General features: G+C 69.4%; 25 protein-coding genes, 1 tRNA gene and 1 pseudogene. 17 read left to right on the top strand and 10 right to left on the bottom strand.

The window, feature by feature from the left end:
* The 6 genes and pseudogenes from sucC to VGD32_RS05370 all read left to right on the top strand — a co-directional run.
* A pseudogene (sucC, locus tag VGD32_RS05400) lies at positions 1-329 on the top strand (succinate--CoA ligase subunit beta); the annotation flags it as partial.
* The gene (locus VGD32_RS05395) at positions 329-871 is read left to right on the top strand and encodes a hypothetical protein (RefSeq protein ID WP_331030877.1); all 543 of its coding nucleotides are present in this window, start codon (positions 329-331) and stop codon (positions 869-871) included. The pseudogene sucC and the gene VGD32_RS05395, both read left to right, overlap by 1 nt.
* 1 nt (position 872) lies before the next feature.
* Complete coding sequence (gene sucD, locus VGD32_RS05390) at positions 873-1775, top strand: succinate--CoA ligase subunit alpha (RefSeq protein WP_331030876.1); 903 nt, start codon at positions 873-875, stop codon at positions 1773-1775.
* 254 nt (positions 1776-2029) lie between these two features.
* Entirely contained in the window at positions 2030-4996 is a 2967-nt protein-coding gene (locus tag VGD32_RS05385) for a 2-oxoglutarate dehydrogenase E1 component (protein ID WP_331030880.1), read from the top strand.
* Between the two features lie 32 nt (positions 4997-5028).
* On the top strand, positions 5029-6585 hold the full coding sequence (odhB, locus tag VGD32_RS05375; protein WP_414644347.1) for a 2-oxoglutarate dehydrogenase complex dihydrolipoyllysine-residue succinyltransferase: 1557 nt from the start codon (positions 5029-5031) through the stop codon (positions 6583-6585).
* A 41-nt stretch (positions 6586-6626) separates the two neighbouring features.
* Positions 6627-7082, top strand: coding sequence for a hypothetical protein (locus VGD32_RS05370; protein WP_331030875.1), 456 nt, complete (start codon positions 6627-6629; stop codon positions 7080-7082).
* On the opposite strand, the gene VGD32_RS05365 is transcribed toward VGD32_RS05370, so the two are convergent.
* On the bottom strand, positions 7079-8272 hold the full coding sequence (locus VGD32_RS05365) for a CaiB/BaiF CoA-transferase family protein (protein WP_331030874.1): 1194 nt from the start codon (positions 8270-8272) through the stop codon (positions 7079-7081). The two genes, VGD32_RS05370 and VGD32_RS05365, sit on opposite strands and share 4 nt — an antisense overlap.
* A 30-nt stretch (positions 8273-8302) precedes the next feature.
* Positions 8303-8569: a DUF6356 family protein gene (locus VGD32_RS05360; protein ID WP_331030873.1), complete on the bottom strand. Its 267-nt coding sequence runs from the start codon at positions 8567-8569 to the stop codon at positions 8303-8305.
* Between the two features lie 128 nt (positions 8570-8697).
* Between VGD32_RS05360 and VGD32_RS05355 the strand changes: the two genes are divergently transcribed.
* The 5 genes from VGD32_RS05355 to gyrB all read left to right on the top strand — a co-directional run bounded on the left by VGD32_RS05355 (position 8698) and on the right by gyrB (position 15006).
* Positions 8698-9888, top strand: coding sequence for an acyl-CoA dehydrogenase (locus VGD32_RS05355; RefSeq protein ID WP_331030872.1), 1191 nt, complete (start codon positions 8698-8700; stop codon positions 9886-9888).
* Positions 9888-10277 carry an acyl-CoA thioesterase gene (locus tag VGD32_RS05350; protein WP_331030871.1) on the top strand — a complete coding sequence of 130 codons (390 nt, stop codon included), beginning with the start codon at positions 9888-9890 and terminating at the stop codon, positions 10275-10277. Before VGD32_RS05355 ends, VGD32_RS05350 begins: the two co-directional genes overlap by 1 nt.
* A 184-nt stretch (positions 10278-10461) precedes the next feature.
* Positions 10462-11424, top strand: a complete 963-nt coding sequence (mdh, locus tag VGD32_RS05345; protein WP_331030870.1) for a malate dehydrogenase — start codon at positions 10462-10464, stop codon at positions 11422-11424.
* 81 nt (positions 11425-11505) lie between these two features.
* Positions 11506-12351, top strand: a complete 846-nt coding sequence (locus VGD32_RS05340) for a hypothetical protein (protein ID WP_331030869.1) — start codon at positions 11506-11508, stop codon at positions 12349-12351.
* Positions 12352-12555: 204 nt separating this feature from the next.
* On the top strand, positions 12556-15006 hold the full coding sequence (gene gyrB / locus VGD32_RS05335) for a DNA topoisomerase (ATP-hydrolyzing) subunit B (RefSeq protein ID WP_331030868.1): 2451 nt from the start codon (positions 12556-12558) through the stop codon (positions 15004-15006).
* A gap of 6 nt (positions 15007-15012) precedes the next feature.
* Here gyrB and VGD32_RS05330 read toward each other — a convergent pair whose 3' ends face one another.
* Together VGD32_RS05330 and VGD32_RS05325 are read right to left on the bottom strand one after the other, a co-directional pair.
* A complete protein-coding gene (locus VGD32_RS05330; protein WP_331030867.1) occupies positions 15013-15447 on the bottom strand; it encodes a surface-adhesin E family protein in 435 nt (144 codons plus the stop codon).
* A 92-nt stretch (positions 15448-15539) separates the two neighbouring features.
* Positions 15540-15616: transfer RNA gene (locus tag VGD32_RS05325), tRNA-Arg, on the bottom strand.
* A gap of 132 nt (positions 15617-15748) precedes the next feature.
* On the opposite strand from VGD32_RS05325, the gene VGD32_RS05320 reads away from it, so the two are divergent.
* A complete protein-coding gene (locus VGD32_RS05320; RefSeq protein WP_331030866.1) occupies positions 15749-17038 on the top strand; it encodes a hypothetical protein in 1290 nt (429 codons plus the stop codon).
* Between the two features lie 7 nt (positions 17039-17045).
* A complete protein-coding gene (gene lspA / locus VGD32_RS05315) occupies positions 17046-17591 on the top strand; it encodes a signal peptidase II (RefSeq protein ID WP_331030865.1) in 546 nt (181 codons plus the stop codon).
* 6 nt (positions 17592-17597) lie between these two features.
* Here lspA and VGD32_RS05310 read toward each other — a convergent pair whose 3' ends face one another.
* Together VGD32_RS05310 and VGD32_RS05305 are read right to left on the bottom strand one after the other, a co-directional pair.
* The gene (locus tag VGD32_RS05310) at positions 17598-18380 is read right to left on the bottom strand and encodes an SDR family oxidoreductase (protein WP_331030864.1); all 783 of its coding nucleotides are present in this window, start codon (positions 18378-18380) and stop codon (positions 17598-17600) included.
* A complete protein-coding gene (locus VGD32_RS05305) occupies positions 18377-18679 on the bottom strand; it encodes a 4a-hydroxytetrahydrobiopterin dehydratase (RefSeq protein ID WP_331030863.1) in 303 nt (100 codons plus the stop codon). The genes VGD32_RS05310 and VGD32_RS05305 overlap by 4 nt, the downstream gene beginning before the upstream one ends.
* 155 nt (positions 18680-18834) lie before the next feature.
* Between VGD32_RS05305 and VGD32_RS05300 the strand changes: the two genes are divergently transcribed.
* The 4 genes from VGD32_RS05300 (at position 18835) to VGD32_RS05285 (ending at position 22449) form a co-directional block, all read left to right on the top strand.
* Entirely contained in the window at positions 18835-19542 is a 708-nt protein-coding gene (locus tag VGD32_RS05300; protein WP_331030862.1) for a Crp/Fnr family transcriptional regulator, read from the top strand.
* Between the two features lie 61 nt (positions 19543-19603).
* Positions 19604-20389 carry a class I SAM-dependent methyltransferase gene (locus VGD32_RS05295; RefSeq protein ID WP_331030861.1) on the top strand — a complete coding sequence of 262 codons (786 nt, stop codon included), beginning with the start codon at positions 19604-19606 and terminating at the stop codon, positions 20387-20389.
* Entirely contained in the window at positions 20377-21975 is a 1599-nt protein-coding gene (ubiB, locus tag VGD32_RS05290) for a 2-polyprenylphenol 6-hydroxylase (protein WP_331030860.1), read from the top strand. Before VGD32_RS05295 ends, ubiB begins: the two co-directional genes overlap by 13 nt.
* 21 nt (positions 21976-21996) lie before the next feature.
* Positions 21997-22449 carry a hypothetical protein gene (locus tag VGD32_RS05285; RefSeq protein WP_331030859.1) on the top strand — a complete coding sequence of 151 codons (453 nt, stop codon included), beginning with the start codon at positions 21997-21999 and terminating at the stop codon, positions 22447-22449.
* A 9-nt stretch (positions 22450-22458) separates the two neighbouring features.
* On the opposite strand, the gene arfB is transcribed toward VGD32_RS05285, so the two are convergent.
* From arfB to VGD32_RS05265, 4 genes are all read right to left on the bottom strand, one after another.
* Positions 22459-22863, bottom strand: coding sequence for an alternative ribosome rescue aminoacyl-tRNA hydrolase ArfB (gene arfB / locus VGD32_RS05280; RefSeq protein ID WP_331030858.1), 405 nt, complete (start codon positions 22861-22863; stop codon positions 22459-22461).
* Entirely contained in the window at positions 22860-23321 is a 462-nt protein-coding gene (locus tag VGD32_RS05275) for a YaiI/YqxD family protein (RefSeq protein WP_331030857.1), read from the bottom strand. Before VGD32_RS05275 ends, arfB begins: the two co-directional genes overlap by 4 nt.
* A gap of 155 nt (positions 23322-23476) precedes the next feature.
* Positions 23477-24829, bottom strand: coding sequence for an amidohydrolase family protein (locus VGD32_RS05270; RefSeq protein WP_331030856.1), 1353 nt, complete (start codon positions 24827-24829; stop codon positions 23477-23479).
* The gene (locus tag VGD32_RS05265) at positions 24829-26313 is read right to left on the bottom strand and encodes an amidohydrolase (protein WP_331030855.1); all 1485 of its coding nucleotides are present in this window, start codon (positions 26311-26313) and stop codon (positions 24829-24831) included. Before VGD32_RS05265 ends, VGD32_RS05270 begins: the two co-directional genes overlap by 1 nt.
* Positions 26314-26355 lie beyond the last annotated feature (42 nt).

Genomic DNA, 26355 nt, shown 5'->3' with positions numbered 1-26355 from the left:
TGTACGGCAAGGAGCCGGCCAACTTCTGCGACGTCGGCGGCGGCGCCAGCAAGGAGAAGGTGGCGGCGGCCTTCAAGATCATCACCGCCGACCCCGCCGTGCAGGGTATTCTGGTCAACATCTTCGGCGGCATCATGCGTTGCGACGTCATCGCCGAGGGCGTGGTCGCGGCGGTCAAGGAAGTCGGCCTGCAGGTCCCGCTGGTCGTCCGCCTCGAGGGCCCCAACGTCGAGCTCGGCAAGAAGATTCTCAATGAATCCGGCCTCGCCATCACGGCGGCGGACGATCTCGACGACGCCGCCCAGAAGATCGTCGCGGCGGTCGGGTGATGGCGGCCGGGCTCGCTGCTGCCATCGTTCTGGCGTCGGCCGGCGCGGTTCCCGCCGCGCCGCAACGGGCCGACGTACCGCAGTTGGTGCGAGACGCCTGCGTGGAAACCGGGATGCGGCGGGACGCCTTTGAGCGGCTGGCCCGCCAGCGCCGGTGGCGGCAGGCGCGCACCACCTCCCACACGGGACCGGCGGGAGGTTGGAACCTCTTCTATCGTGGCGAGGGAGCCGTCGTCATGCTGACCCAGGTCCGCGAATTCGGGTCGGACGATCCTTCGTTGGGATCGGTTTGCACGGTGTCGGTGGAACGCGCCGAGCCCGCACTCGGGGACGAGGTCGCCGCCCTCGCGGCCAGTCTGGAACTTGACGCCGAAGGACCGGTCACGGGCTTTCCCGGCAGCCCGATCCCGATCCGCTCATGGTCGCGGTTCGGCGACGTCACCCTCAGCTATGCCGCCGCCCCCGACGGACGCGCGACAGTCTCTCTTTCACGCCAGATCGTGACCACCGAAACGGCCCCTGCCTCTCCCCCGGGAAACTAGAATGTCCATCCTCGTCGACAAGAACACCAAGGTCATCGTCCAGGGCCTGACCGGCAAGACCGGGACCTTCCACACCGAACAGGCGCTCCGCTACTACGGGACGAAGATGGTCGGCGGCGTGCACCCGAAGAAGGGCGGCGAGCTGTGGCACGGGTCGGAGGGGGAGACCCTGCCGATCTTCGCCAGCGTGGCGGAAGCGAAGGAGGCCACCGGCGCCGACGCCTCGGTCATCTATGTCCCGCCGGCGGGCGCCGCCGACGCCATCATCGAGGCCATCGAGGCCGAGGTGCCGTTCATCACCTGCATCACCGAGGGCATCCCGGTGCTGGACATGGTGCGGGTCAAGGCCCGGCTGGACCGGTCGAAATCGCGCCTGCTGGGCCCGAACTGCCCCGGCATCCTGACCCCCGAAGAGTGCAAGATCGGCATCATGCCGGGCTCGATCTTCAAGAAGGGCAATGTCGGCATCGTCTCGCGTTCGGGCACCCTGACCTATGAGGCGGTGTTCCAGACCACCAACGAAGGCCTGGGCCAGACCACGGCCGTCGGCATCGGCGGCGACCCCGTCAAGGGCACCGAATTCATCGACGTGCTGGAGCTGTTCCTGGCCGACGACGAGACCCAGTCGATCGTCATGATCGGCGAGATCGGCGGCGGCGCCGAGGAGGACGCGGCCCAGTTCCTGATCGACGAGGCGAAGAAGGGCCGCAAGAAGCCGATGGTCGGCTTCATCGCCGGCCGCACCGCGCCCAAGGGTCGCACCATGGGCCACGCCGGGGCCGTGGTGTCGGGCGGAAAGGGCGACGCGGAGTCCAAGATCGCGGCGATGGAAGCCGCCGGCATCCGCGTCTCGCCGTCCCCGGCCCGTCTGGGTGCGACGCTGGTCGAGGTGCTGAAGGGGTAGGGTCCCCCTTCCGCGAGCCGTCGTCCTCGGGCCTGACCCGAGGATGGCGGATGAAGGCGAGCCGCACGATGTCCCACTTGTGGGGCACGAAACGGGGGGATTTCGCGGAATTTGCGACAAATTCCGCCCCTTCGCCCCCATTCGGTCATGACCCATAAGGAAACAGCGCCTATATCAGCGGCGCCGGCAGCGGGCAGACGTGCGCGCGCCGCCCAAGGGACGCGACGAGAACAAGGGCGGACGATGCCGGTCGGCTGAACCAGGTCTTTGCCGAGACCAGCTTCCTGTATGGCTCCAACGCCTCGTTCATCGAGGACCTGCACGAGAAATGGGCCGCCGATCCGTCGTCGGTTTCCGGCGAATGGCGTGCCTTCTTCGACCAGCTGCGGGACAACGCCGAGACGGTGATGGCCGCCAGCGGCGCCGGGGCCTGGGGCCGTTCTGCGGCAGCGGAGCCGACCGAGGAGGCCGCCGTGTTCGACGGCCGCTGGCCGACTCCCAAGCCTGATCCGAAGAAGGAGGGCGCCGCGCCCGCCAAGGCTTCGGCCGAGGTGTCCGCCGAGGCCATCCGGGCGGCCGCCCACGACTCCATCCGGGCCCTGATGCTGATCCGCAGCTACCGCGTTCGCGGCCACCTGCAGGCGACGCTGGATCCGCTGGGCATCGAGCAGCCGACCGAAAACCCGGAGCTGACGCCGGAATTCTACGGCTTCAGCGAGGCCGACCTCGACCGGCCGATCTATCTGGACGGAGTGCTGGGCCTGCAGACCGGCACTATCCGCGAGGTGCTGGCGATCCTGAAGCGCACCTACTGCGGCCATATCGGCATCCAGTTCATGCACATCGCCGAGCCGGAGGAGAAATCCTGGCTGCAGGCGCGCTTCGAGGGGTCGGACAAGTTCGAGCGCAACGCCTTCACCCGCGAAGGCAAGCTGGCGATCCTGAACAAGCTGATCGAGGCCGAAGGCTTCGAGCGCTTCCTGCACAAGCGCTTCCCGGGCACCAAGCGGTTCGGCCTGGACGGCGGCGAGGCCATGGTCCCGGCGCTGGAGCAGATCATCAAGCGTGGCGGGGCGCTGGGCGTCGACGAGATCGTGCTGGGCATGGCCCACCGCGGGCGGCTGAACACCCTGGCCGCGGTGATGGGCAAGCCCTACCGCGCCATCTTCCACGAGTTCCAGGGCGGCTCCACCGTGCCGTCCGACATCGAGGGCTCGGGCGACGTCAAATACCACATGGGGGCCTCGTCGGACCGCGAGTTCGACGGCAACCGGGTCCACCTGTCGCTGACCGCCAACCCCTCACACCTCGAGATCGTCAACCCGGTGGTCCTGGGCAAGGCGCGGGCGAAACAGGCTTTCGACATTCGCGAGGCCAACGCCGGCCAGCCGGAAGAGCAATGGGCGCTGGACCGCTCGAAGGTCGTGCCGCTGCTGATCCACGGCGACGCCGCCTTCGCCGGCCAGGGCGTGGTGGCCGAATGCTTCGCCCTGATGGGGCTGAAGGGCTACCGCACCGGCGGGACGATCCATTTCGTCGTCAACAACCAGATCGGCTTCACGACCAGCCCGCGGAACTCGCGCTCGTCGCCCTATCCGTCGGATGTGGCCCTGATGGTCCAGGCCCCGATCTTCCACGTCAACGGCGACGACCCGGAAGCGGTAGTCTTCGCCGCCAAGGTGGCCACCGAGTTCCGGCAGAAGTTCCACAAGGACGTGGTGGTGGACATGTTCTGCTACCGCCGCTTCGGCCACAACGAGGGCGACGACCCCACGTTCACCCAGCCGGTGATGTATTCGAAGATCCGCGCCCTGCCCTCGACGCGGGAAATCTACACCGAGCGGCTGATCGCCGAAGGGGTGATCGACCAGGCGGCGGTCGACGCCGAGATCGAACGGTTCGAGGCGTTCCTCGACGCCGAGTTCGAGGCGGGCAAGGCCTTCGAAGCCCGGAAGGCCGACTGGATGGACGGCCAGTGGCAGGGCATCGGCCTGCCCGAGGGCGACGAGCGGCGCGGCGCGACCTCGGTCCCGGCGGCGAAGCTGAAGGACCTCGGCCACCGGCTGACGACCATTCCGAACGGCGTCGACATGCACAAGACGCTGAAGCGGGTCATGGACGGCCGGCGCGAGATGATCGCGACGGGCGAGAACATCGACTGGGCCACGGCCGAGAGCCTGGCCTTCGCCTCGCTGCTGGACGAGGGCTTCCCGGTCCGCCTGTCCGGCCAGGACTCGGTGCGCGGCACCTTCAGCCAGCGCCATTCGGGCATCGTCGACCAGACGACCGAGGCTCGCTACGTACCGCTGAACAACCTGCGCGAAGGCCAGGCCGAGTTCGAGGTGATCGACTCGGCCCTGTCGGAAGAGGCGGTGCTGGGCTTCGAGTACGGCTACGCCCTGACCGACCCCAATACGCTGGTCATGTGGGAAGCCCAGTTCGGCGACTTCGTGAACGGCGCCCAGGTGGTGATCGACCAGTTCATCACCTCGGGCGAGCGCAAATGGCTGCGCATGTGCGGCCTGACCATGCTGCTGCCGCACGGCTACGAGGGGCAGGGCCCGGAACACTCCTCGGCCCGTCTCGAGCGTTTCCTGCAGCAGTGCGCCGAGGACAACATCCAGGTCGCCAACTGCACCACGCCGGCCAACTACTTCCACATCCTGCGCCGCCAGATGCACCGGCCGTTCCGCAAGCCGCTGATCATCATGACGCCCAAGTCGCTGCTGCGGCACAAGAAGGCGGTGTCGACGATCGCCGACATGGCCGAGGGCAGCTCCTTCCACCGCGTGCTGCACGACGACGCCCAGACGCGGCCCGAGGTCGCCGGGATCAAGATCAGGGCCGACAAGGACATCCGCCGCGTCGTGCTGTGCTCGGGCAAGGTCTATTACGACCTGCTGGAGCGGCGCGAACGGGACGGCGTCGACGACGTCTATCTGATGCGGCTGGAGCAGTTCTATCCGTGGCCGATGAAGTCGCTGATGGCCGAACTGGGCCGCTTCCCCAACGCCGAACTGGTCTGGTGCCAGGAAGAGCCCAAGAACATGGGCGGCTGGACCTTCGTCGATCCGTGGCTGGAACTGACGCTGGAGAAGCTGAACGTGAAGTCGAAGCGGGCCCGCTATGTCGGCCGCCCGGCCTCGGCCTCAACCGCCGCCGGCCTGATGAGCCGGCACCTGAAAGAACTCGACGCCTTCCTGACCGACGCCTTCGCCTGATACCCGTAGAACCGAACGAGACCTGGACCGACATGGCCGACATCCTGACCCCCGCCCTCGGCGAATCCGTCACCGAAGCCACTATCGGCAAGTGGACGAAGAAGGCCGGCGATCCGGTCAAGAAAGACGAGGTGCTGGTCGAGCTGGAGACCGACAAGGTTTCGCTGGAAGTGGTGTCCCCCGCCGACGGCGTGCTGGCCGAGATCAAGGCCCCGGACGGTGAGACGGTGACCCCGGGCGCCGTGCTGGGAGTGGTCAGCGAGGGCGCCACCGCCGCGCCTGCCGCTGCGGCTCCCGAGGCTGGAGCCAAGGCCTCGGCGGCTCCGCCCCCCGCGGCCGAGCCCGCGTCCGCCCCGGCCCCGGCCCCGGCTCCGGCCGCCGGCTCTGGCGGGACCGTGCCGATCATGACCCCGGTCATGGGCGAGAGCGTCGCCGAGGGATCGATGGGGACCTGGCTGAAGAAGTCGGGCGACACCGTCGCCAAGGACGAACTGCTGGTCGAGATCGAGACCGACAAGGTCGCCGTCGAGGTTTCCGCCCCGGCCGCCGGCGTGCTGACCATCGACGCCGGGGCCGGCGCGACCGTCACCCCCGGTCAGCAGATCGGCAGCATAGCGACTTCCGGCGCTGCTGCGGCTCCGGCTGCGCCAGCCGCACCCTCGACCAGCGCCGCCCCCGCCCCCGGTACGGACGCGCCGCACCTGTCGCCGGCCGTCCAGCGGGTGGTCAGCGAGAACAACCTCGATCCGAAGGCCATCGCGGCGACCGGGCCCAAGGGCAACATCACCAAGGGTGACGCCCTCGCCGCCATCAACGCCGCGCCGAAGGCGGCGCCGGCTCCGGCCGCGGCTGCGGCCCCGGCGGCCCAGACCGCGCCGCGCGCCGATCAGCCGCGCGAGGAGCGGGTCAAGATGACCCGGCTGCGCCAGACCATCGCGCGCCGCCTGAAAGAGTCGCAGAACACCGCCGCCCAGCTGACCACCTTCAACGAGGTGGACATGACCGAGGTCATGGCCCTGCGCACCCAGTACAAGGACGCTTTCGAGAAGCGCCACGGGGTGAAGCTGGGCTTCATGAGCTTCTTCACCCGCGCCGTGGTGCAGGCCCTGCACGAGATCCCGGCGGTCAACGCCGAGATCGACGGCACGGACATCATCTACAAGAACCACTACGACATCGGCATCGCCGTCGGCACCGAGAAGGGTCTGGTCGTGCCCGTGCTGCGGGATGCCGATCAACTGTCGCTGGCCGGAATCGAGAAGGGCATCGCGGCGCTGGGCAAGGCGGCCCGGGACGGCGAGCTGACCCTGGAGAATCTGCAGGGCGGCACCTTCACCATCACCAACGGCGGCACCTACGGCTCGCTGATGTCGACGCCGATCCTGAATGCGCCGCAGTCGGGCATCCTCGGCATGCACAACATCGTCCAGCGGCCGATGGCGGTGAACGGCGAGGTCAAGATCCGGCCGATGATGTACCTGGCCCTGAGCTACGACCACCGCATCGTCGATGGCAAGGAGGCGGTGACCTTCCTGGTGCGGGTCAAGGAGCTGCTCGAGGATCCGGCGCGGGCGCTGCTGGACCTGTAGGGGCCTATAGCGCCGCTTCTGGGTCATGCTAGGCTCGCCCCATGAGCCTCCGCGAGATCGTCCGTTTCACCGACGTCTATGAGGCTGAGCTCGCCTCGGCCTTCCTCGCCTCGCACGGCATCGACGCCACCGTCACGGAGCGGTTCCAGACTACCGTCGACCCGCTGATGCAGCGGGCCCTCGGTATCCGGCTGATGGCGCCCGCCTCGCTGATCCAGGAGGCGCGCGCCCTGCTGGCGCGCGTGCAGGCCGGCGAGTTCGCCACGGACGAGGGCGACGATCTGACCGAAATGGAGATCGGAACCCGCGCAGCCGGGACGGTCATGGCCCTGGCGGCCTTCGCCACCGGCGGCTTCTGGGGCAACAGCCTGCCGCGCCGGTTCCGCCCCGTCGCCTGGCAAGGCATGCTGCTGGCGGTCGCCGGAACCGTGGTGGGCCTTGCGGCCGGGACCCTCGCCGTCGTGGCCGTCGTGAAACTGCTTCTGGACCCGCCCTAGGGCCGATCGCCCGACCGCACCTGCCGCAGCACCTCGTCCGTATGTTCGCCCAGCGCAGGCGGCGGCAGGTCGTAGGCGACCGGGGTCGCCGACATCCGGATCGGCGAGGCGACGGTGCGGACCGGGGCGGACAGGTCGCCGCGGCTCTGCGTCACCTCCAGCCCGCGATGCTTCGCCTGCGGCTCATCGAAGACCTGATCGACCGTATTGACCGGACCGCACGGCACCCCGGCCGCCTCGAGCGCCGTCATCAGCGCCTTCATGGTCAGACCCGCCGTCAGGGACGAGAGATCGGCGGTCAGATCGGCGCGGTGCTCGATACGCAGGGCGTTGGTCGTGAATCGCGGATCCGAGCCGAGGCCGGGCGCGCCCAGCGCCTGCGCCAGCGCCCGGAACTGGCCGTCGTTGCCGACTGCGATGACCACCATGCCGTCCGTGCACGGAAAGGGCTGGTAGGGGGCGAGGTTGGGATGGGCGTTGCCCATCCGCGCGGGGGCCTTGCCGCTGACGAAGAAATTGGTCGCCTGATTAGCCAGCATGGCCGCCTGCACGTCGAACAGGGCGATGTCGATGTGCTGACCCTGCCCCGTCGCGCGGGCATGCAACAGGGCGGCGAGGATGGCGTTGGAGGCGTAGAGGCCGGTGAACACGTCGACCACCGCCACGCCGACCTTCATCGGCTCCGCCCCCGGCGAACCATCGGGCTGGCCGGTGATCGACATCAGCCCGCCCATGGCCTGGATCATGTAGTCGTAACCGGCGCGGTGCGCGTCGGGCCCGTCCTGCCCGAAGCCGGTGATCGAGCAGTAAACCAGCTTCGGATTGACCGCCGACAGGGCCGCATGATCGAGGCCGTACTTCTTCAGCCCGCCGGTCTTGAAATTCTCAACCACGACGTCGCAGGTCTTCGCCAGTTCACGGACGATCTCCGCCCCCTGGAGCGTGGCGATGTCCAGCTCGACTGACTTCTTGCCCCGGTTGGCGCAGAGGAAATAGGCCGCGTCGCCCTTCGAGCCGTCGGCCTTCGTCGTGAACGGCGGGCCCCAGTGGCGGGTGTCGTCGCCGGCGCCCGGCCGCTCGATCTTGATCACCTCGGCCCCGAGGTCCGCCAGGGTCTGCGTCGCCCACGGCCCGGCCAGCACGCGACTGAGATCGAGAACGCGAACGCCGGAGAGGGGGCCATGGGTCATGCGCCGTGCTTAGCGGTTCGGCGCCGCCGGCTAAAGCCCCGGATCCCACACCCCGGCGTCGCGCATGCGGCACTCGCGGGCCTCGCGGGCGCGGCCGCCCAGTTCGTCGGCCATGCAACAGATCGAGGACGACACCGTGGCCTTGTGCACCCCGGGCACAAGGGCGTGCAGGAAGGCGCAGCCGGCCAGCTTGAGCAGGCGGAAACCGAATCGCGACGACGCCGCCATGTGATGCAGGTAGCTTTCGTTCACCTCGCGCGGATGCTCGACGAACAGGCGATTGAAGGTCTGGATCATGCCGACAGCCTAGCTGGTCGCGGGCGCTCCCTCTACCCGCGCGCGCCATTCTGGCCTAAACCGCGCCGCAGAACAGGGGGTCTGAGTCAGGACCGCCGAAATCCGCGCCCGCTCAGGAAAGACCACTCATGGCCGACGGCTCCGCTACTCCCGCCAAGACCTTCCGCTGGGACGACCCGCTGGACCTGTCGGGCCGGCTGACCGACGACGAGCGGATGATCCAGGAGGCGGCGCGGTCCTACGCCCGCGAGAAGCTGCTGCCGCGCGTCATCGCCGCCTTCCGCGACGAGGTGTTCGACAAGGCCATCATGACCGAGCTCGGCGAGATGGGCTTCCTCGGGGCCATGCTGCCGGAACAGTACGGCGGCTCGTCGGTCAGCCACGTGGCCTACGGCCTGATCGCGCGAGAGATCGAGGCGGTCGACAGCGGCTACCGCTCGGCCATGAGCGTGCAGTCCTCGCTGGCCATGTACCCGATCTACGCCTTCGGCTCGGAAGAGCAGAAGATGCGCTTCCTGCCGCGCATGGCGGCCGGCGAGCTGGTCGGCTGCTTCGGCCTGACCGAGGCCGACGGCGGCTCGGACCCCGCCTCGATGAAAACGAAAGCCGTGGCCGTCGACGGCGGCTATCGCCTGAACGGCGCCAAATACTGGATCACCAACAGCCCCATCAGCGACCTCGCCGTGGTCTGGGCCAAGCTGGACGACACGATCCGCGGCTTCATCGTCGAGCGCGGCATGGACGGCTTCACCACGGACAAGATCGGCGACAAGCTGAGCCTGCGCGCCTCGATCACCGGCGACATCGGCCTCAACGACGTCTTCGTGCCGGAGGAGAACCTGCTGCCCGGGGTCAAGGGCCTGCGCGGCCCCTTCTCCTGCCTCAACAAGGCCCGCTACGGCATCGCCTGGGGCGCCATGGGCGCGGCCGAGGCCTGTTTCCACCTGACCCGCGACTATGTCGGCGAGCGCATGCTGTTCGGCCGCCCGCTGTCGTCGCGGCAGCTGGTTCAGAAGAAGCTGGCCGACATGCAGACAGAGATCTTCCTCGGCTTCGAGGGGGCGCTGGCGCTGGGCCGCCTGCTCGACCAGGGGGCCTGGGTCCCGGAAGCCATCTCGATGATGAAGCGCAACAACTGCGGCAAGGCGTTGGAAATCGCCAGAACGGCGCGGGACATGCACGGCGGCGCCGGCATCACGGGCGAGATGCACGTCATGCGCCACGCCATGAACCTCGAGACGGTCAACACCTATGAAGGGGCGCATGACGTCCACGCCCTGATCCTCGGCCGCGCCATCACCGGCCAGAGCGCCTTCTGATGGGCGATGCGCCGGAAGGCCGCCTCGTTGGCCGGGTCATCGCCATGCCGGCCGACACCAACCCCGAGGGCGACATCTTCGGCGGCTGGCTGCTGGCCCACATGGACCTGGCCGGGGCGACGCCGGCGTTCGAACTGGCGCAGGGGCGATGCGTGACGGTGGCCTTGGACGCCATGGTCTTTCACCAGCCGGTCTCGGTCGGTGACGAGGTGTCGCTGCACGCCACGGTGATCCGGTCCGGCCGCACGTCGATCCGGGTCCATGTCGAGGCCTGGAAACGGTCGCGCAACGCCGCCCATGCCGAAGCCGTGCGGGTGACCGAGGGCGTGTTCACTTATGTCGCCATCGGCGACGACCGCAAGCCGCGGGTGCTGCCGGGCGTCGTCTGAAGCTGCACCGGGAGTCCCCGTCGGCGGAGCCTTCCCGCAGGTCGAACCGGGCACGGATTTATCGCGGCCGAAGCCCGTCTTCTGCGTGACGCGGCGTCACGGTTGCAGGGCCGCGCCGGCGGGTCTAGACCCCGCCCGACAGCGGTTTTCCGACCGCACAACCTTCCTCCCGGAGACGAACAGTATGGCTCGCGCGAAGATCGCCCTTATCGGCGCCGGCATGATCGGCGGCACCCTGGCCCACGTGGCCGCGCGCGAGGCGCTGGGCGACGTCATCCTGTTCGACATCGCCGAGGGCACCCCCCAGGGCAAGGCCCTGGATATCGCCGAGGCCACCGCCGTCATCGGCACGGACGTCGCCCTGAAGGGCGCCAACGACTACGCCGACATCGCCGGCGCCGATGTCTGCATCGTCACCGCCGGCGTGCCGCGCAAGCCGGGCATGAGCCGCGACGACCTGATCGGTATCAACCTGAAGGTCATGAAGGCGGTCGGCGAGGGCATCAGACAGCACGCCCCCAACGCCTTCGTCATCTGCATCACCAACCCGCTCGACGCCATGGTCTGGGCGCTGCAGAAATTCTCGGGCCTGCCGAAGGAGAAGGTCATCGGCATGGCCGGCGTGCTCGACTCGGCCCGCTTCGCCTACTTCCTCGCGGAAAAGACCGGGGTGTCGATCCAGGACATCCACGCCTGGACCCTGGGCGGCCACGGCGACGACATGGTGCCGATGGTGCGCCATTCGACGGTCGGCGGCCTGCCCCTGCCCGACGCGGTCAAGGCCGGCTTCCTGTCGCAGGCCGAACTGGACGCCATCGTCGAGCGCACCCGCAAGGGCGGCGGCGAGATCGTCGCCCTGCTGAAGACCGGATCGGCCTTCTACGCCCCGGCCGAGAGCGCCATCGCCATGGCCCGCTCCTACCTGCTGGACCAGAAGCGCGTCCTGCCCTGCGCGGTCTGGCTGTCGGGCGAATACGGCCTGTCGGACCTGTACGTCGGGGTGCCGGCCCTGATCGGCGCCGGCGGCGTCGAGAAGGTGATCGAATTCACCACCAACGACGACGAGAAGGCGATGCTGGCCAGGTCGGTCGATTCGGTGAAGGGCTTGATCGAAGCCTGCAAGGCGGCCGATCCGTCGCTCGCCTGAGCGGCGGCATGACCAAAGCTTAAGCTGACGCCCCACATCGGGAACGGCATGAGGGGCCCGTCTCAACAGACGGGTCCTTTCATGTTCGCCATCCTCGCCGCCTCCGCCCTGCTGGCCGCCGATCCGATCGCCGCGTGCGAGGGGCGTCTGTTGTCCTACGCCGACTGGCGGGAAACGCCGGACACCGTCTGGGACCTCGACATTTCCGCCGAGGGAGGCGGACGGCTCACCTATGTCGGGGCCCGTCACTCGCGGGATGCGGCCGATCCGCAGTTCGCCGGGATCGAAGCCGCCCTTCGCGCGGCCGCGCCCACCGTGGTCTTCTACGAGGGACCGGATCGCGGTGTCGGAGTCGACGGCGCCGACACGATCACGACGCGCGGCGAGTCCGGCTTCGTGCGCTGGCTGGCGGCCCGGCACGGAGCCCGCACCGCCCCTCTCGAGCCGTCGCCGGTCGAGCAGTTCAGGGCGCTGCAGGAACGGTTTCCAGCCGACCAGGTCGAACTGTTCTTCGTTCTTCGCGAAGCCGCCCGCCTGCGCGATCGCGAGCGGTTGTCGCCCGCGGCGCTGGACGAGGCTGTTGCGACCCTGCTGACGCGTCTGAACGGCATAGCCGCAGAGGCAAGCCTGGACCTGGCCTTCACCGATCTCGGCGGCCTGCAGACCGCGTTCGCCGCGTACTGGACCGACGGGTCCGACTGGCGAGCCGCGCCCTCGGCTTGGTTCGATCCGGCCACGGACGACGCCGTGACCGGCGGTCGGTTCATGGCGGCGATCAACGCCGCCTCCAGCGAGGTCCGCGACGTCCACATGTACCGCATGCTCGCCCGCGCGGCGCGATCCGGCGAGCGGGTGTTCGCCGTCGTGGGCCGTAACCACGTTCCGATGCAGGCCGGGGCGCTGCGTTGCGCCCTCGGCCCCGGCTAAAGCCTACAGGCCCGCCAGGACGCCCCCCCGGTGAGCGGTTGAAGCGCCGCGCGTCGGCGTCGGTTTCGCTCGCAATTTCCCCGGAAAATCCTATATCTTGCCGGTTCCGGCGCGGACCAGATTCGCCGTCCGGAGACAGACGATTCCGGGTGGCGCGAGCGCCGTCCTCTCAGGCCCGATCCGGGCGATGATCCGACCGAATATATGACCGACCAGACCCCGACCGCGCGCCACGAAGACACTGCCGAAGAGGCCGCCTACGGGGCCGACTCGATCAAGGTCCTGAAGGGCCTGGACGCGGTGCGCAAGCGCCCCGGCATGTACATCGGCGACACCGACGACGGTTCGGGCCTGCATCACATGGTCTACGAGGTGGTCGACAACGCCATCGACGAGGCCCTGGCCGGCCACGCCGACCTGGTCCAGGTCATCCTCAACGCCGACGGCTCGGTGACGGTGACCGACAACGGCCGCGGCATTCCCACCGACATCCACGAGGGTGAAGGCGTCTCGGCGGCCGAGGTCATCATGACCCAGCTGCACGCCGGCGGTAAGTTCGACCAGAACTCCTACAAGGTCTCGGGCGGCCTGCACGGCGTCGGCGTCTCGGTGGTGAACGCCCTTTCGGACTGGCTGAAGCTGGTCATCTATCGCAACGGCAAGCGGCATGAGATGCGCTTCGAGCGCGGCGATACGGTCGAGAGCCTGCGCGTCACGGGCGACGCGCCGCTGCGGGACACGGGCGAGCGAGCGGGACAGCCGCTGTCCGGCACGGAGGTGACCTTCTACCCGTCGGTGACGACCTTCTCGCACATCGACTTCGACCTGAAGACGCTCGAGCACCGGCTGCGCGAGCTGGCCTTCCTGAACTCGGGCGTGGTCATCAAGCTGCGTGACAATCGCCACGCCGAGCCCTTCGAGGAAATCCTGCACTACGAGGGCGGGGTCGAGGCCTTCGTGCGCCACCTCGACAAGTCGAAGACGCCGATTCTGAAGGACGTCATCGTCATTCGCGGCAAGAAGGAAGGGATCGAGCTCGATCTCGCCCTGTGGTGGAACGACAGCTACCACGAGACCATGCTGTGCTTCACCAACAACATCCCTCAGCGGGATGGAGGCACCCATCTGTCAGCCTTCCGGACCTCGCTGACGCGGGTCATGGGCAGCTACATCGACGCGGCCGGCGCCGCCCGCAAGGAGAAGGTTTCGGTCTCGGGCGAGGACGCCCGCGAGGGCCTGACCTGCGTGCTGTCGGTCAAGGTGCCGGATCCGAAATTCAGCTCCCAGACCAAGGACAAGCTGGTCTCTTCGGAGGTGCGTCCGGCGGTCGAGGCCCTGTGCACCGAGGGTCTCTCGACCTGGTTCGAGGAGCATCCTGTCGAGGCCCGGCAGGTCGTGGCCAAGATCATCGAGGCCGCCGCCGCCCGCGAGGCCGCGCGCAAGGCCCGCGACCTGACCCGGCGCAAGACGGCGATGGAGATCAGCTCCCTGCCCGGCAAGCTGGCCGACTGTCAGGAGCGCGATCCGGCCAAGTCCGAACTGTTCATCGTCGAGGGCGATTCCGCCGGCGGCTCGGCCAAACAGGCTCGCAACCGCGAGAACCAGGCCGTCCTGCCGCTGCGCGGCAAGATCCTCAACGTCGAGCGCGCCCGTTTCGACCGCATGCTATCTTCGGAGCTGATCGGCACGCTGATCCTGGCGCTGGGCACCGGCATCGGCCGCGACGACTTCAACGCCGACAAGCTGCGCTACCACAAGATCATCCTGATGGCCGACGCCGACGTCGACGGCGCCCACATCCGGACCCTGCTGCTGACCTTCTTCTACCGGCAGATGCCGGAGCTGATCGAGCGCGGCCACGTCTACATCGCCCAGCCGCCGCTCTACAAAGTCTCCAAGGGCAAGCAGTCGCGCTACCTCAAGGACCAGGCGGAGATGGACTCCTACCTGATCGAGGAAGGCTCGTCCGAAGCCGAGCTGGATTTGCCCAACGGCGAGCGCCGCGTCGGCCTGGACCTGCAGGCGCTGGTGCGGGAGGCCAAGGCCTTCAAGGCCGGCGTCGACCGTCTGTCGCAGCGCGCGCCCGCCTTCGCCATCGAGCAGGCGGCGCTGGCCGGCCTGTTCGACGAGACCGCCGCCGACCCGGCGAAGGCCGCCGCACGCCTCAATCTCTACGCCGAGGAAGGCGACGGCGACTGGGCCGGCTCGCCGGGCGCGCAGGGAGCGGTGGTGTTCGAGCGCGTGCGCCGCGCCGTGACCGAGCGCATCGTGCTGGAGGAGGCGCTGATCCGCTCGCTGGACGCCCGCCGCCTGGCCGAGCGCTCGGCCGCCTTCGAGGGCCTGTTCGACAAGCCCGCCGTCTACCGCCGCAAGGACAAGACGGTGACCGTGCGCGGTCCGCTGGACCTGCTGGAAGCCGTTCTGGACGCGGGCAAGAAGGGCATCGCCATCCAGCGCTACAAGGGTCTGGGCGAGATGAACCCCGAGCAGCTGTGGGAGACCACCCTGGACGCCAACGCCCGCACCCTGCTGAAGGTGTCGGTCGAGCACCAGGAGGACGCCTCGGACCTGTTCGCCAAGCTGATGGGCGACGTGGTCGAGCCACGCCGCGAGTTCATCCAGGCCAACGCCCTGGACGCCGCCGTCGACGCCTGACCGGCGCTACGGCCGGCCGGCCTCGATGAAGGCCTGGATGGTGGGCCAGTGCGGCGGCACGGCGCGCGTGCCCTCGCAGGCGATCTCCTTCAGGTAGGCCGGCATCGTGCCGTTCCGGACAGGCTCCCATGCGGCGTCAGCTTCCGGATACTGGCCGGCCTCGGCCCCGTCCGGGCCGAACTCGACCACGCCCGCCGTGCGCCATTGGCTGGCGGGGCAGCGGAACTCATAGGTCTCGATCGAATGGCTCAGGTCGCCCGCTTCGCCGGTTCGGGGCACAGTGGCCACGCGGATCGAGGTGATCTCGCCCTGCGTGGCGATGCTGTCCGTATCGGCCATGAAGGCGTTGTTCGTGCTGCGGGAAAACGCCTGCCATGTTTCGGCGGCGGCCGGCCCCGCGAGCGTGAGGGCGACGACGCCCACCAGTGCGGCGATTCTCATTTGCGACCTCCCCAGATCAACGCCGCCATGATGCGCCGCGCCGGGCTCTTGGCAAGAGCCGCGCGCCGTTCCGCCTGATCGTGAGGAAGAAATGGCGCACCCGAGAGGATTCGAACCTCTGACCCCTGCCTTCGGAGGGCAGTACTCTATCCAGCTGAGCTACGGGTGCGTCTGGCGGCGAAAAGCCGGGACGAAGGGCCTTACAGCAGGACCGCGCCGCCCTCAATCCCGAATGCGCAACCGGCTTGGCGAGCGCCCTCCCGTCGCCTAGCGTGCGGCCGCTCACCGACGGGAGTTTCCGATGCGCGCGATCCTTATCAGCCTGTTGTGCCTGCTCGGCGCCTGCGCCACCGGGCCGGGGGCCGCGCCCGACCCGTCCGGCGACAGCCTCGACGCGATCGCCCGCGACTACGTCGCCCTGACCCTCGAGATCGGCGAGCGGGAAGAGGGCTATGTCGACGCCTACTACGGCCCGCCGGAGTGGGCCGCGGCGGCCGAGGCCAACCCCCGCACCGTGCCGCAGCTGATCCAGGGCGCCGCCTCGCTGACTGACCGACTGAACGCCGTCTCGACGGCTGGCGCCGAGTCCGCCGTGGCGCAACGCACGGCCTATTTGCTGGCGCACGTCTCGGCGGCCGCCGCACGGCTGCGGATGCTGTCGGGCGAGAAGATGGGCTTCGCCGACGAGGCCGAAGCCCTGTTCGGCGTCCGCCCCGAACTGCGCCCCCTGTCCTCCTACGATCCGGTTCTGGCCGAGATCGACGCCCTGCTGCCGGGGCCGGGCACGCTCGCCGAGCGCGTCACAGAATTCAAATCGCACTATGTGATCCCGAAAGACCGGCTGCAGGTGGTGATGGACGCCGCCATCGCCGAATGCCGCCGCCGCACCGCCCGCCACATCGCCCTGCCCGCGAACGAGAACTTCACCCTCGCCTTCGTCAGCGACAAGCCGTGGTCCGGGTACAATTATTACCAGGGCAATTCGCAGTCGAAGATCGAGATCAACGCCGACTTCCCGATCTACACCGAGCGGGCGATCGATCTGGGGTGCCACGAGGGCTACCCCGGCCACCATGTCTACAATGCCCTGCTGGAGAAGACCTTCGTCACCGACCGGGGTTGGGTCGAGATGAGCGTCTATCCGCTGTTCAGCCCGATGTCGTTCGTGGCCGAGGGCAGCGCCAACTACGGCATCGACCTGGCCTTCCCGGGCGACGAGGGCACGGAGTTCGAGCGTGAAGTGCTGTTCCCTCTGGCCGGTCTGGACCCCTCGACGGCGGACAAGAAGGCGCAACTGGGGGCGCTGACGCGGCGACTGGCCCGGGCCGAATACACCATCGCCGACGACTATCTGGCTGGCCGCATCGGCCGCGAACGGGCGATCGAACTGCTGATGAAATACAGCCTCGCCGACCAGGCCAAGGCGACCCAGCGGCTGCGCTTCATCGACACCTACCGCAGCTACATCATCAACTACGGCCTGGGCCGCGACGTGGTGCAGGCCTGGGTCGAGCGGCAGGGCTCTGACCGCTGGGAGGCGATGGAGACGCTGCTCAGCAGCCAGATCCTGCCGGCGGATATTCTGGAATAGCGGACGAATGAGCATCAGGGTCACCCGCCTTGCTGTCCTCGCCTGGGGTCTCGCCCTGGCCGTCATCGTTCTCGATCAGTTGACCAAGGCGTGGGTGGTCGGCTCGGCCGGTCCCGGGGGCATCGCGCAGATTCCCGACGGCCACCTGTTCGGCGAGGTGGTGCCCGGCCTGCTCAGGTTCACCATGGTCCGGAACACCGGCGTGAGCTTCGGCCTCTTCGGCGGCGGCGCGGGGCGGTGGGTGTTCAGCGTCTTTCCGTTCGTCGTCGCCGCAGTCATGAGCTGGTGGGCGCTCCGGGTCGACCGGCGTCTGCAGGTCGTCGCCATCGGCCTGATCATCGGCGGGGCGATCGGAAACGCCATTGATCGCATCCGTTTCGGCTACGTCGTTGATTTTATCGACGTGTCGGGAAGCGGCGTGTTCCCGTGGGTATTCAACGTCGCCGACTGCGGCGTCAACATCGGCGTCGCCCTGCTGCTGCTGGACGCGCTTTGGCCCGAGTGGAAGCGCCGCCGTGGACAGGCTGGATCACAGGGAGCGGCGGCGACGTGAGACCGCCTATTGCGCCAGCATGCCGCCGTCGATCTTGAACTCGGCGCCGGTGACGAATTTCGACTCGTCGGAGGCCAGATAGAGGACGCAGTAGGCTACGTCGTCGGGCTCGCCGATGCGCTTCAGCGGGATGCCGCGGGCCAGCTTCTCGTGCGCCAGCGTCTCGTCGCCGCCGGCCATGGCCACGAACGGGTCGAGTATCGGGGTCCTGATGAAGACCGGATGGACCGAGTTGCACCGGACGTTCCAGCCGGCCTTCGCCGCCTCCAGCGCGATGGTCTTGGTGTACATCCAGACGGCGGCCTTGGTGGCGTTGTAGGCCCCCATGCCGGGGGCGGCGGCGAGGCCCGCGACCGAGCTGATGTTGACGATCGAGCCAGCGCCCGAGGCCCGCAGATGCGGCATGGCGTGCTTGCAGCCGAGCATGATCGACTCGACGTTGACGGCCTGGACACGGCGCCAGTTCTCCAGGGTGTCCTGCTCGACCCAGGTCAGCTCGCCGCCGATTCCGGCGTTGTTGATGAGGATCGACAGCCCGCCCATGGCCTCGAGGCCCTGGGCGATCACGGACGCCCATTGCCCCTCGTCGGTGACGTCGTGAGCGAACGCGAAGGCGGTCCCGGGACGATCGGCGTTGATCTCCGCCGCCAGCGCCTCAACGCCCTCGAAGTTCATGTCGGTCAGGGCCACCCGGGCGCCTTCCCGCGCCAGCATCCGCGCCATCGCCTGACCGAGACCGCCGGCGGCGCCGGTGATCAGGGCCGCCTTGCCGGCGACGCGGCCGCTCACGCCGTCACGCCCATGGCGGCGGCGGTCTCGTCGATGAAGCGGGCCATGTCGAGGTCGCGCCGCGTCACCCCGCCGGCGTCGTGGGTGGTGAGGACCACCTCGACCCGATTGTAGACGTTGAACCATTCAGGATGATGGTCGACCTTGTCCGCCAGCAGGGCCACGCGGGTCATGAATCCGAAGGCGGCGTTGAAGTCGGCGAAGACCAGCTTGCGCTCGATCGCCGGGCGATCGCCGGGGTGGGCCCGCCACAACGGCAGGGCGTCGAGAACCTCGTTCAAATCCAGCCGCCCGGTCATGTCCGCCTCATCGCCGTAGGACCGCGTCGACGGGCCTCCGTCCGACTGCCGTATCGCGCGGCGGGCCGGCCCACAAGACGCCGATTTCCGACTCAGGAACGCGGGAGCAAGCTTGGCGTTACACGGCGGACCCATTCGAACGTGGAGCTCCGGACATGGACAATCTGTGGATCGCGGCGCTCGACCCCGCCGATCGAAAGCGGATCGAACCGCACCTGACCGAGCGGCCCTTCGCCCAGGGGCAGATGCTGTATGACGCCGGCGAGGCCGTCGAGGAGGTCTGGTTCCCGATGAGCGGCGTGGTCTCGCTGATGACCCTTGTCGACGAGGACCGGATGATCGAGACCGCGGCCATCGGACGCGAGGGTCTGGTCGGAGTCACCTGCGGCCCCTTGAACGCCCGCGCGGCCAGTCGCGCCATCGCCCAGGTCGACGGGGTCTCGGCCTGCTGTCCTGCGGATGTGTTCGCGGACGCGCTCAGCCACAGCGAGCGCATGCGCACGGCCCTGTCGAAATTCACCGAAAGCCTGTTCGCCCAGGTGCAGCAGGCGGCGGCCTGCAACGCCCAGCACCGGCTGGACGAGCGGCTGGCGCGCTGGCTGCTGACCATCCACGACCGCGCCGACGCGGACCGCTTCGCCCTGACCCAGTCCGACATCGCCGGCATGCTGGGCGTGCGCCGCGCCACCGTATCCGAGGTCGGCTCGGCGCTCGAGGAAAAGGGTCTGATCCGACGCGGACGCGGCTGGGTCGAGGTGCTGGATCGCAAGGCTCTCGAGAAGGCCTCCTGCGGCTGTTACGCCCTGATGCGCGGGGTGATGAAGGATCTGGGCGTGCCCCGCCCAAGCACCCCGGCGCATTGAGGCGCGTGCTGCGGCCATGCGGACGGATGACGCGCCTTCCCGGAAACGCTAGACCGCCGGGATGACCGACGCGGCCTCTTCCGACGCCCCTGCAGGCAAGACCTCCTCCTTCGGCTTTCGCGACGTCGACGCGAAGGAAAAGGTGCGGCTGGTCCGCGGCGTGTTCGACAGCGTGGCCTCGAACTACGACCTGATGAACGACCTGATGAGCGGGGGCGTGCATCGGCTGTGGAAGGACGCGGCGGCGGCGAAGCTGAACCCGCGTCCGGGCGAGACCATCCTCGACGTGGCGGGTGGCACCGGCGACATGGCGCGGCGCTATGCGAAGATGGCGCGGGCCGCGCAGCAGCGACGCGGAGGCCCCGACGCCTCGGTCATCGTGCTGGACTACAACGCCGAAATGATCATGGCGGGGGTCGGCAAGGGCGGCGAGCCGGAGATGTCGTGGAGCGTCGGCGACGCCATGTCCCTGCCGCTGCCGGACGCCTCGGTGGACGCCTATTCGATCAGCTTCGGCATCCGCAACGTGGCCGACATTCCGCAGGCGCTGGCCGAGGCGCGGCGGGTGCTGAAGCCGGGCGGGCGCTTCCTCTGTCTCGAGTTCTCTCGTCCCACGGCCTCGGCGATCCGCAAGGCGTATGACGCCTGGTCCTTCCACGCCATCCCCCGCATCGGCGGCTGGGTGGCGGGAGACCGCGACAGCTACCAGTACCTCGTCGAGAGCATCCGGCGCTTCCCCGACCAGCCGACCTTCAAGGGCATGATCGAGGCGGCGGGATTCAGCCGGGTGACGGTCACCAATCTGTCGGGCGGCGTGGCGGCGATCCATCACGGGTGGGCGATCTGACGCGCCGGATCGATCCCGCGACCCCGCCGCCGCCGCCGGCCACGGTCCCCGTGCGGCATCCGGCGGAGGCCTTCGTGCGCCTGCTCGGCTGGGGCTGGGTGCTGGTGCGCCACGACGCCCTGCTGCCGCGCGAGATCACGGCGCTGCTGCCCGTCTGGGTGCGCTGGATCGCCCACATGCTGCACGCCTTCGCCGGCCGCGAGGCGCGCGAGGGGCGGCCGGGGCAGAGGCTGGGCAAGGCCTTCGAACACCTGGGGCCCGTGGCCATCAAGCTGGGCCAGGTGCTGGCCACCCGGGCCGACATCTTCGGCGTCGAGTTCGCGCGGGACCTTGGCCGGCTCAAGGACGCGCTGGAGCCCTTCCCCGTCGACCAGGCGCGGCGCGAGGTCGAGCGCTCGCTGGGCCGGCCTGTCGAGTCGCTGTTCACCGATTTCGGCCCGCCGGTGGCCGCGGCGTCGCTGGCGCAGGCGCATCCGGCCTGGCTGGCCGACGGACGCAAGGTGGCGGTCAAGGTGCTGCGGCCCGGCGTCGAACGGCGGGTGGCGCAGGGGCTGGACTCGATGCGGCTGGCGGCGCGGCTGGCGGTGCGCTTCGTGGCCCCGGCGCGGCGGCTGGAGCCCTCGGCCTTCGTCGAGACGATCGCCCGGGCGCTGCAGCTGGAACTGGACATGCGGCTGGAGGCGGCGGCGGCGTCCGAGCTCAAGGACATCATGGACAAGGCGCGCGGCTCGGGCGGCGGGCATATGACGGCCCCGGCCGTGGTCTGGGACGGGGTCGGCAAGCGGGTGCTGACGCTGGAGTGGGCCCCCGGCCTGCCGATGACCGATCCACTGGCCGTGGAGCAGCCGGGGCTGGACCGCAACCTGCTGGCCGACAATGTGGTCCAGGCCTTCCTGACCCAGGCGCTGGACTACGGCGCCTTCCACGCCGACCTGCACGAGGGCAATCTGTTCTGCCACGCACCGGCGGAGCTCACGGCGATCGACTTCGGCATCGTCGGTCGGCTGGGACCGTCGGAGCGGCGCTATCTGGCGGAAATCCTGTGGGGATTCCTGAGCCGCGACTACGAGCGGATCGCCCGCGTGCATTTCGAGGCCGGCTATGTGCCGCCCGAGCATTCGGTCGAGGCCTTCGCCCAGGCATTGCGGGCGGTCGGCGAACCGGTCGTCGGCAAACAGGCCTCGCAGGTGTCGATGGGGCGGCTGCTGGGCCAGCTGTTCGAGATCACCGCCCTGTTCGACATGCATCTGCGGCCCGAGCTGATCCTTCTGCAGAAGACCATGGTCTCGGTCGAGGGGGTGGCGCGAAGGCTCAATCCCGACCACGACCTGTGGGCGGCGTCACAGCCGGTGGTCGAGCGCTGGATCCGGCGCGAGCTGGGGCCGCAGGCCCAGATCCGCGACGCCGTCGAGGAGCTGAGAGCCACGCTGAAGGCCCTGTCGCGGCTGGCCCAGAATCCTCCGGCCGCGCAGACGATGGTCATCCGCGAGAGCCGGATCCCGGCGTGGATGGCCGTTTGCGTCACCCTAGCGGCCGTGGCCGCCGCGGCCGCCCTTGTTCTGTCGCTTTGGCCCGCCATCGTCTGAACCCAGTCCGGAGACGATCCCATGAAGCCCCTTCTGCTCGCCGCCGCCCTCGCCCTGCTCGCGCCCGCCGCCCACGCCCAGGTGGCCGCCGGCACGGTGCCGAACACCTTCGACGGCCCGGCGCGGCCCCAGACCGTGACCCCTGCCCCCGCGCCGGCGGGCCCGGTCTCGTCGACGCCGGCCAACGACGCCTCTGAAGAGACGGTGCGGGCGATCATCGCCGCCGCCCAGGCCGGGGCTCTCGACTATTCGGAGATGACCGACGAACTGGCCGCCCGGGTGCGCGAGCAGGAGGCGACGGTCGTCCCGATCATCCAGGGCTTCGGTGCGGTGGTGTCGGTGGATTTCGTCGGCAGCCAGAACGGCATCGACGTGTTCAACGTCGTCTTCGCCAACGCCGCGACCCAGTGGCTGATCGGCCATAACGACGCGGGCGAGGTGTCGGCCCTGCTGTTCCGCCCGGCCGGGCAATAGCCCCGCGCCTCAGTCGGACAGGCCCGGCTTGCCGCGGCCGCTCTTGATCGTCGACCGTTTGGCCTTGCCTTCCAGCCGGCGCTCCTTCGAAGCGCGGGTGGGCCGGGTCGGCACGCGATAGACCGGCGCGACCGAGGCCTTGTCGACCAGACCCTGCAGCCGCTCGACGGCGTCGGCCCGGTTGCGCTCCTGGGTGCGGAAGCGGGCGGCGGTGATGACGATGACGCCGTCGAGGGTCAGCCGGCTGCCGGCCAGCTTCATCAGCCGGGCCTTCACCGCCTCGGTCAGGGACGGGGAGTTCCGCACGTCGAAGCGCATCTGCACCGCGGTGGCGACCTTGTTGACATTCTGCCCGCCGGGGCCGCCGGCGCGGAAGAAGCGGAACTCAAGCTCGTTTTCCGGGATCGTGGTCATCGGGGCGATCTCTTGGCGATGACCACGGCCCGATCCAACGCCTGAAGAAAGGCGGAGCGGTCTTTCGGTCCGAACGGGGCCGGGCCGCTCGTGGCGACGCCGATCGAACGCAGGTGTTCCCCGACCATGCGTCCGGCCAGGGCCGAGCCGATAGAGTCGGGGGTGAAGAACTGGCCGTTGGCCTTCAGCGCCTGGGCGCCGGACTTGAGGCAGCGGTCGGCGAGCGGGATGTCCGACGTGATGACGATGTCGCCCCGCCCGGCCCGTTCAGCGATCCAGTCGTCGGCGATGTCCGGACCGGCCTCGACGAGGACCCTCTCGATCCACGCCTCGCGGGGCGTGTTGACGAAGGCGTTGGAGACCACGAACACGCGCAGGCCGTAGCGGGCGGCCACCCGATAGACCTCGTCCTTCACCGGGCAGGCGTCGGCGTCGATGAAGATGCGCGGCGGGCTCATGCGGCCTGACTGGCGCTTCGGGATTCGGTTGTCAAAGCGCCTCGGATGAGGGGGGCTGTTCGCGCCAGGCCGTCCGCCCGGCGGGCGCAAGCGGCTTTCCCCTCATCCGTCTCGCTCCGCGAGCCACCTTCTCCCCACGGGAGGAGGAAGCATGGCTAGCGGCTGTACGCCGGCGGCATCGCCCCTTCGCCGCCGGTGCGGTAGCGGTCGCGGAGCAGGAACTGGCGGCTCGTGGGGGCCTGTTCCTGGCCGTTGACGAAGATGGTCTCCGCGAGGCTGAGCGGCTCCAGCGGATCGCCCGACCAGATGACCACGTCCGCGGCGGCGCCGGGACGCAACTCGCCGAACTGGCCGGCCATGCCGAAGATCTTCGCCGGATTGACCGTGATGGCCTCGATCGCGGCGTCGTAGGGCAGGCCGTGCGAGACGGCGTTGCCCGCGTTGTAGCGGGTCTCGCGGGCGCGATGGATCGAGCCCTCGTTGCCCTTGATGGCGATGAGCACGCCGGCCGCGTCGAGGGCGGCGGCGTTCTGCATCCGCGCCGCCCGGGTCTCGAGGCTGCCGGGCAGGTTGGAGATCGGGTTGAGCAGCACCGGCACGCCGGCGGCGGCGATCTGGCCGGCGACCAGCCAGCCCTCCTCGGCCCCGTCGAGGATGACCTTCACCCCCTCTTCGCGGGCGAGGCGCAGGACCTGCTGGATATCCGCGGCGCGATGCACCGTGACGATCAGCGGCATGGTCCCGTTGGCGACCGGGATAAGGGCCTCGAGGTCGGCGCGCGACAGCGACAGGTCGCGAAGGCCCGCGCGGTCGTAGGCCGCGCGGTTGCGGGCGTAGAGGCGGACCTCGGCCAGGGTTTCCCTGAACTGGACGAACTCGGCCCCGCGCGCGCCGCCGGAAACGCCGGCGCCGGCCTCGCCGAACGGGGCGACCATGGCCACGCGCGGCTTGACGAGGATGTCGGAGCCCTCGGCCAGGTGGATGATGGCGGCCTGGCCCGCGAACAGGCTGGGCGACTGGAAGCCGCCGTCGCCCACGCCGGCGAAGTCGCTGTCGTCCTGGTGGTTGTGGCCGCCGGACCCGCCCGGGTGGCCGGGTACGACGATGGCGCGGGTGATGCCGCCGAGGCGGGCCACCGGCAGGGTGAAGGACCACGGGTCGAGGCCCCACGAGACGTCGAACGAGGCGCTGATGGAGTTGGCACCGTTGGTCAGGTCGTCCGAGGCTCCGACGGACGAGACCTCCGAGCCGCCGAGGCCGGAGTCGACGGCGACGAAGCCGGGGGCGACGACCTTGCCGCGGGCGTCGATGACGCGGGCGCCCGAGGGGGCGGCCCCGGTCCCGACCGAGACGACCCGGCCGTTCTGGATCACCACCGTGCCGTTCTCGATGACGGAGGTCCCGGTCAGCACCCGGCCGCCGGTGATGGCGGTCAGTTCCTGGGCCAGCGCGGGCGAGGCGAGCGCGGCGGCCGAGGCGGCCGCGAGGATGAGGGTCCTGAGGCGCATCAGCGGGCTCCCTGCGTGACGTTGGCGGCGGACACGCCGTAGCCGGGCTGGCCGAGTTCGAAGTCCGACACCGGTTGGTAGGCCGGGTTGAAGCGATCGAAGGCGAGGCCGCCGTCGATGAAGACCTGATCGGCGCGGGCGTAGACGCTGAACGGATTGGCGCTCCAGATCACCACGTCGGCCCGTTTGCCGGCCTCGAGGGAGCCGGTCTGGTCGGCGATGCCCAGAGACCGGGCTGGATTCAGGGTGATCCAGGCGATGGCGCGCTCTTCGGGGATGTTCATGCCGATGCGGCGGCCGGCGGCGAGGGCTGCGGCGGCTTCCTGGTTGAGGCGCTGGGTCAGTTCGGCGTCGTCGGAGTGGATGACGGCGCAGGAGCCCTCGGGCGCGTCGACGAGGGCGGCGTTGGCCTCGACCCCGTCGAGGCTTTCCATCTTGAAGCCCCACCAGCCGGTCCACATGTCGGCGCAGATGCCCTCGCGGGCCAGCAGCGGCGCGACCTTGTAGGCCTCCACGGCGTGGTGGAAGGCGGTGATCCGGTAGCCGAACTCCTTGGCGATATCGATCATCACCGCCATTTCGTCGGCGCGGTAGCAGTGGTTCTGGATCAGCACCGAGCCGTCCAGCACACCGGCGAGGGTCTCGAGCTGCAGGTTTCGGGTCGGGGGCGAGCCCTCGCCGTCCTCGCGCCACTTGTCCCATTTGGCCTTGTACTCGCGGGCGGCGATGAAGGCGGCCCGGTAGCCGGCGACATTGCCCATGCCGGTGGCGGGCGACGAGTTGCGACCGCCGTAGACGCGGCTGGGGTTCTCGCCGCAGGCCATCTTCAGGCCGTAGGGGGCGCCGGGCATCTTCATGCCCTGCATGGTCACCGAGGGGATGTTGCGGACGGTGACGCCGCGGCCGCCGAACAGGTTGGCCGAACCGGGGAGGATCTGCAGGGTGGTGACGCCGCCGGCGCGGGCGGCGTTGAAGCCGGGGTCCTGCGGCCAGATCGAGTGTTCGGCCCAGACCTGGGCGGTGTTCGGATTGGTGGCCTCGTTGCCGTCGCTCATGCCCTGGACGCCCGGCGAGGGATAGACGCCGAGGTGGCTGTGGGTGTCGATGACGCCGGGGGTGACGAAGCGGCCGGCCGCGTCGACGCGGCGGTGGCCGGCCGGGATGGGGGTCGAGGGTCCGCCGACGGCGGCGACGCGGCCGTCGGTGACCACCACCACGCCGTTGTCGATGCGCTGGCCGGCGCCGGTGAAGACGGTGCCGCCGACGATGGCCATGTTCTCGCGCGGCAGTCCGCGATAGGTCGAGGGGAAGGGATCGGGATTGGCGGCGGCGTCCAGCCCGCGGGCGAGCGGTTCGCGGGCCTCGCTGGCGTCGTCAGCGGCGGCGTCGCCGTTCGATCCGTCGGTTCCGGTGGTGGCGCAGGCCGTCAGGGCCACGCAGGCGAGGGCGGCGAGGCTGGCGCCCCGCAGGCGTTGAAGTCTCATCGAAGCATCCCCTGTTGCGCCCAGGCTCGAGAAATGGGGGCG

Origin of the sequence: Brevundimonas sp. (genome assembly GCF_036402095.1) — a bacterium.
In the GTDB taxonomy this organism is placed as follows: Bacteria; Pseudomonadota; Alphaproteobacteria; order Caulobacterales; family Caulobacteraceae; genus Brevundimonas.
This window is presented reverse-complemented; position numbering and strand designations above follow the sequence as displayed.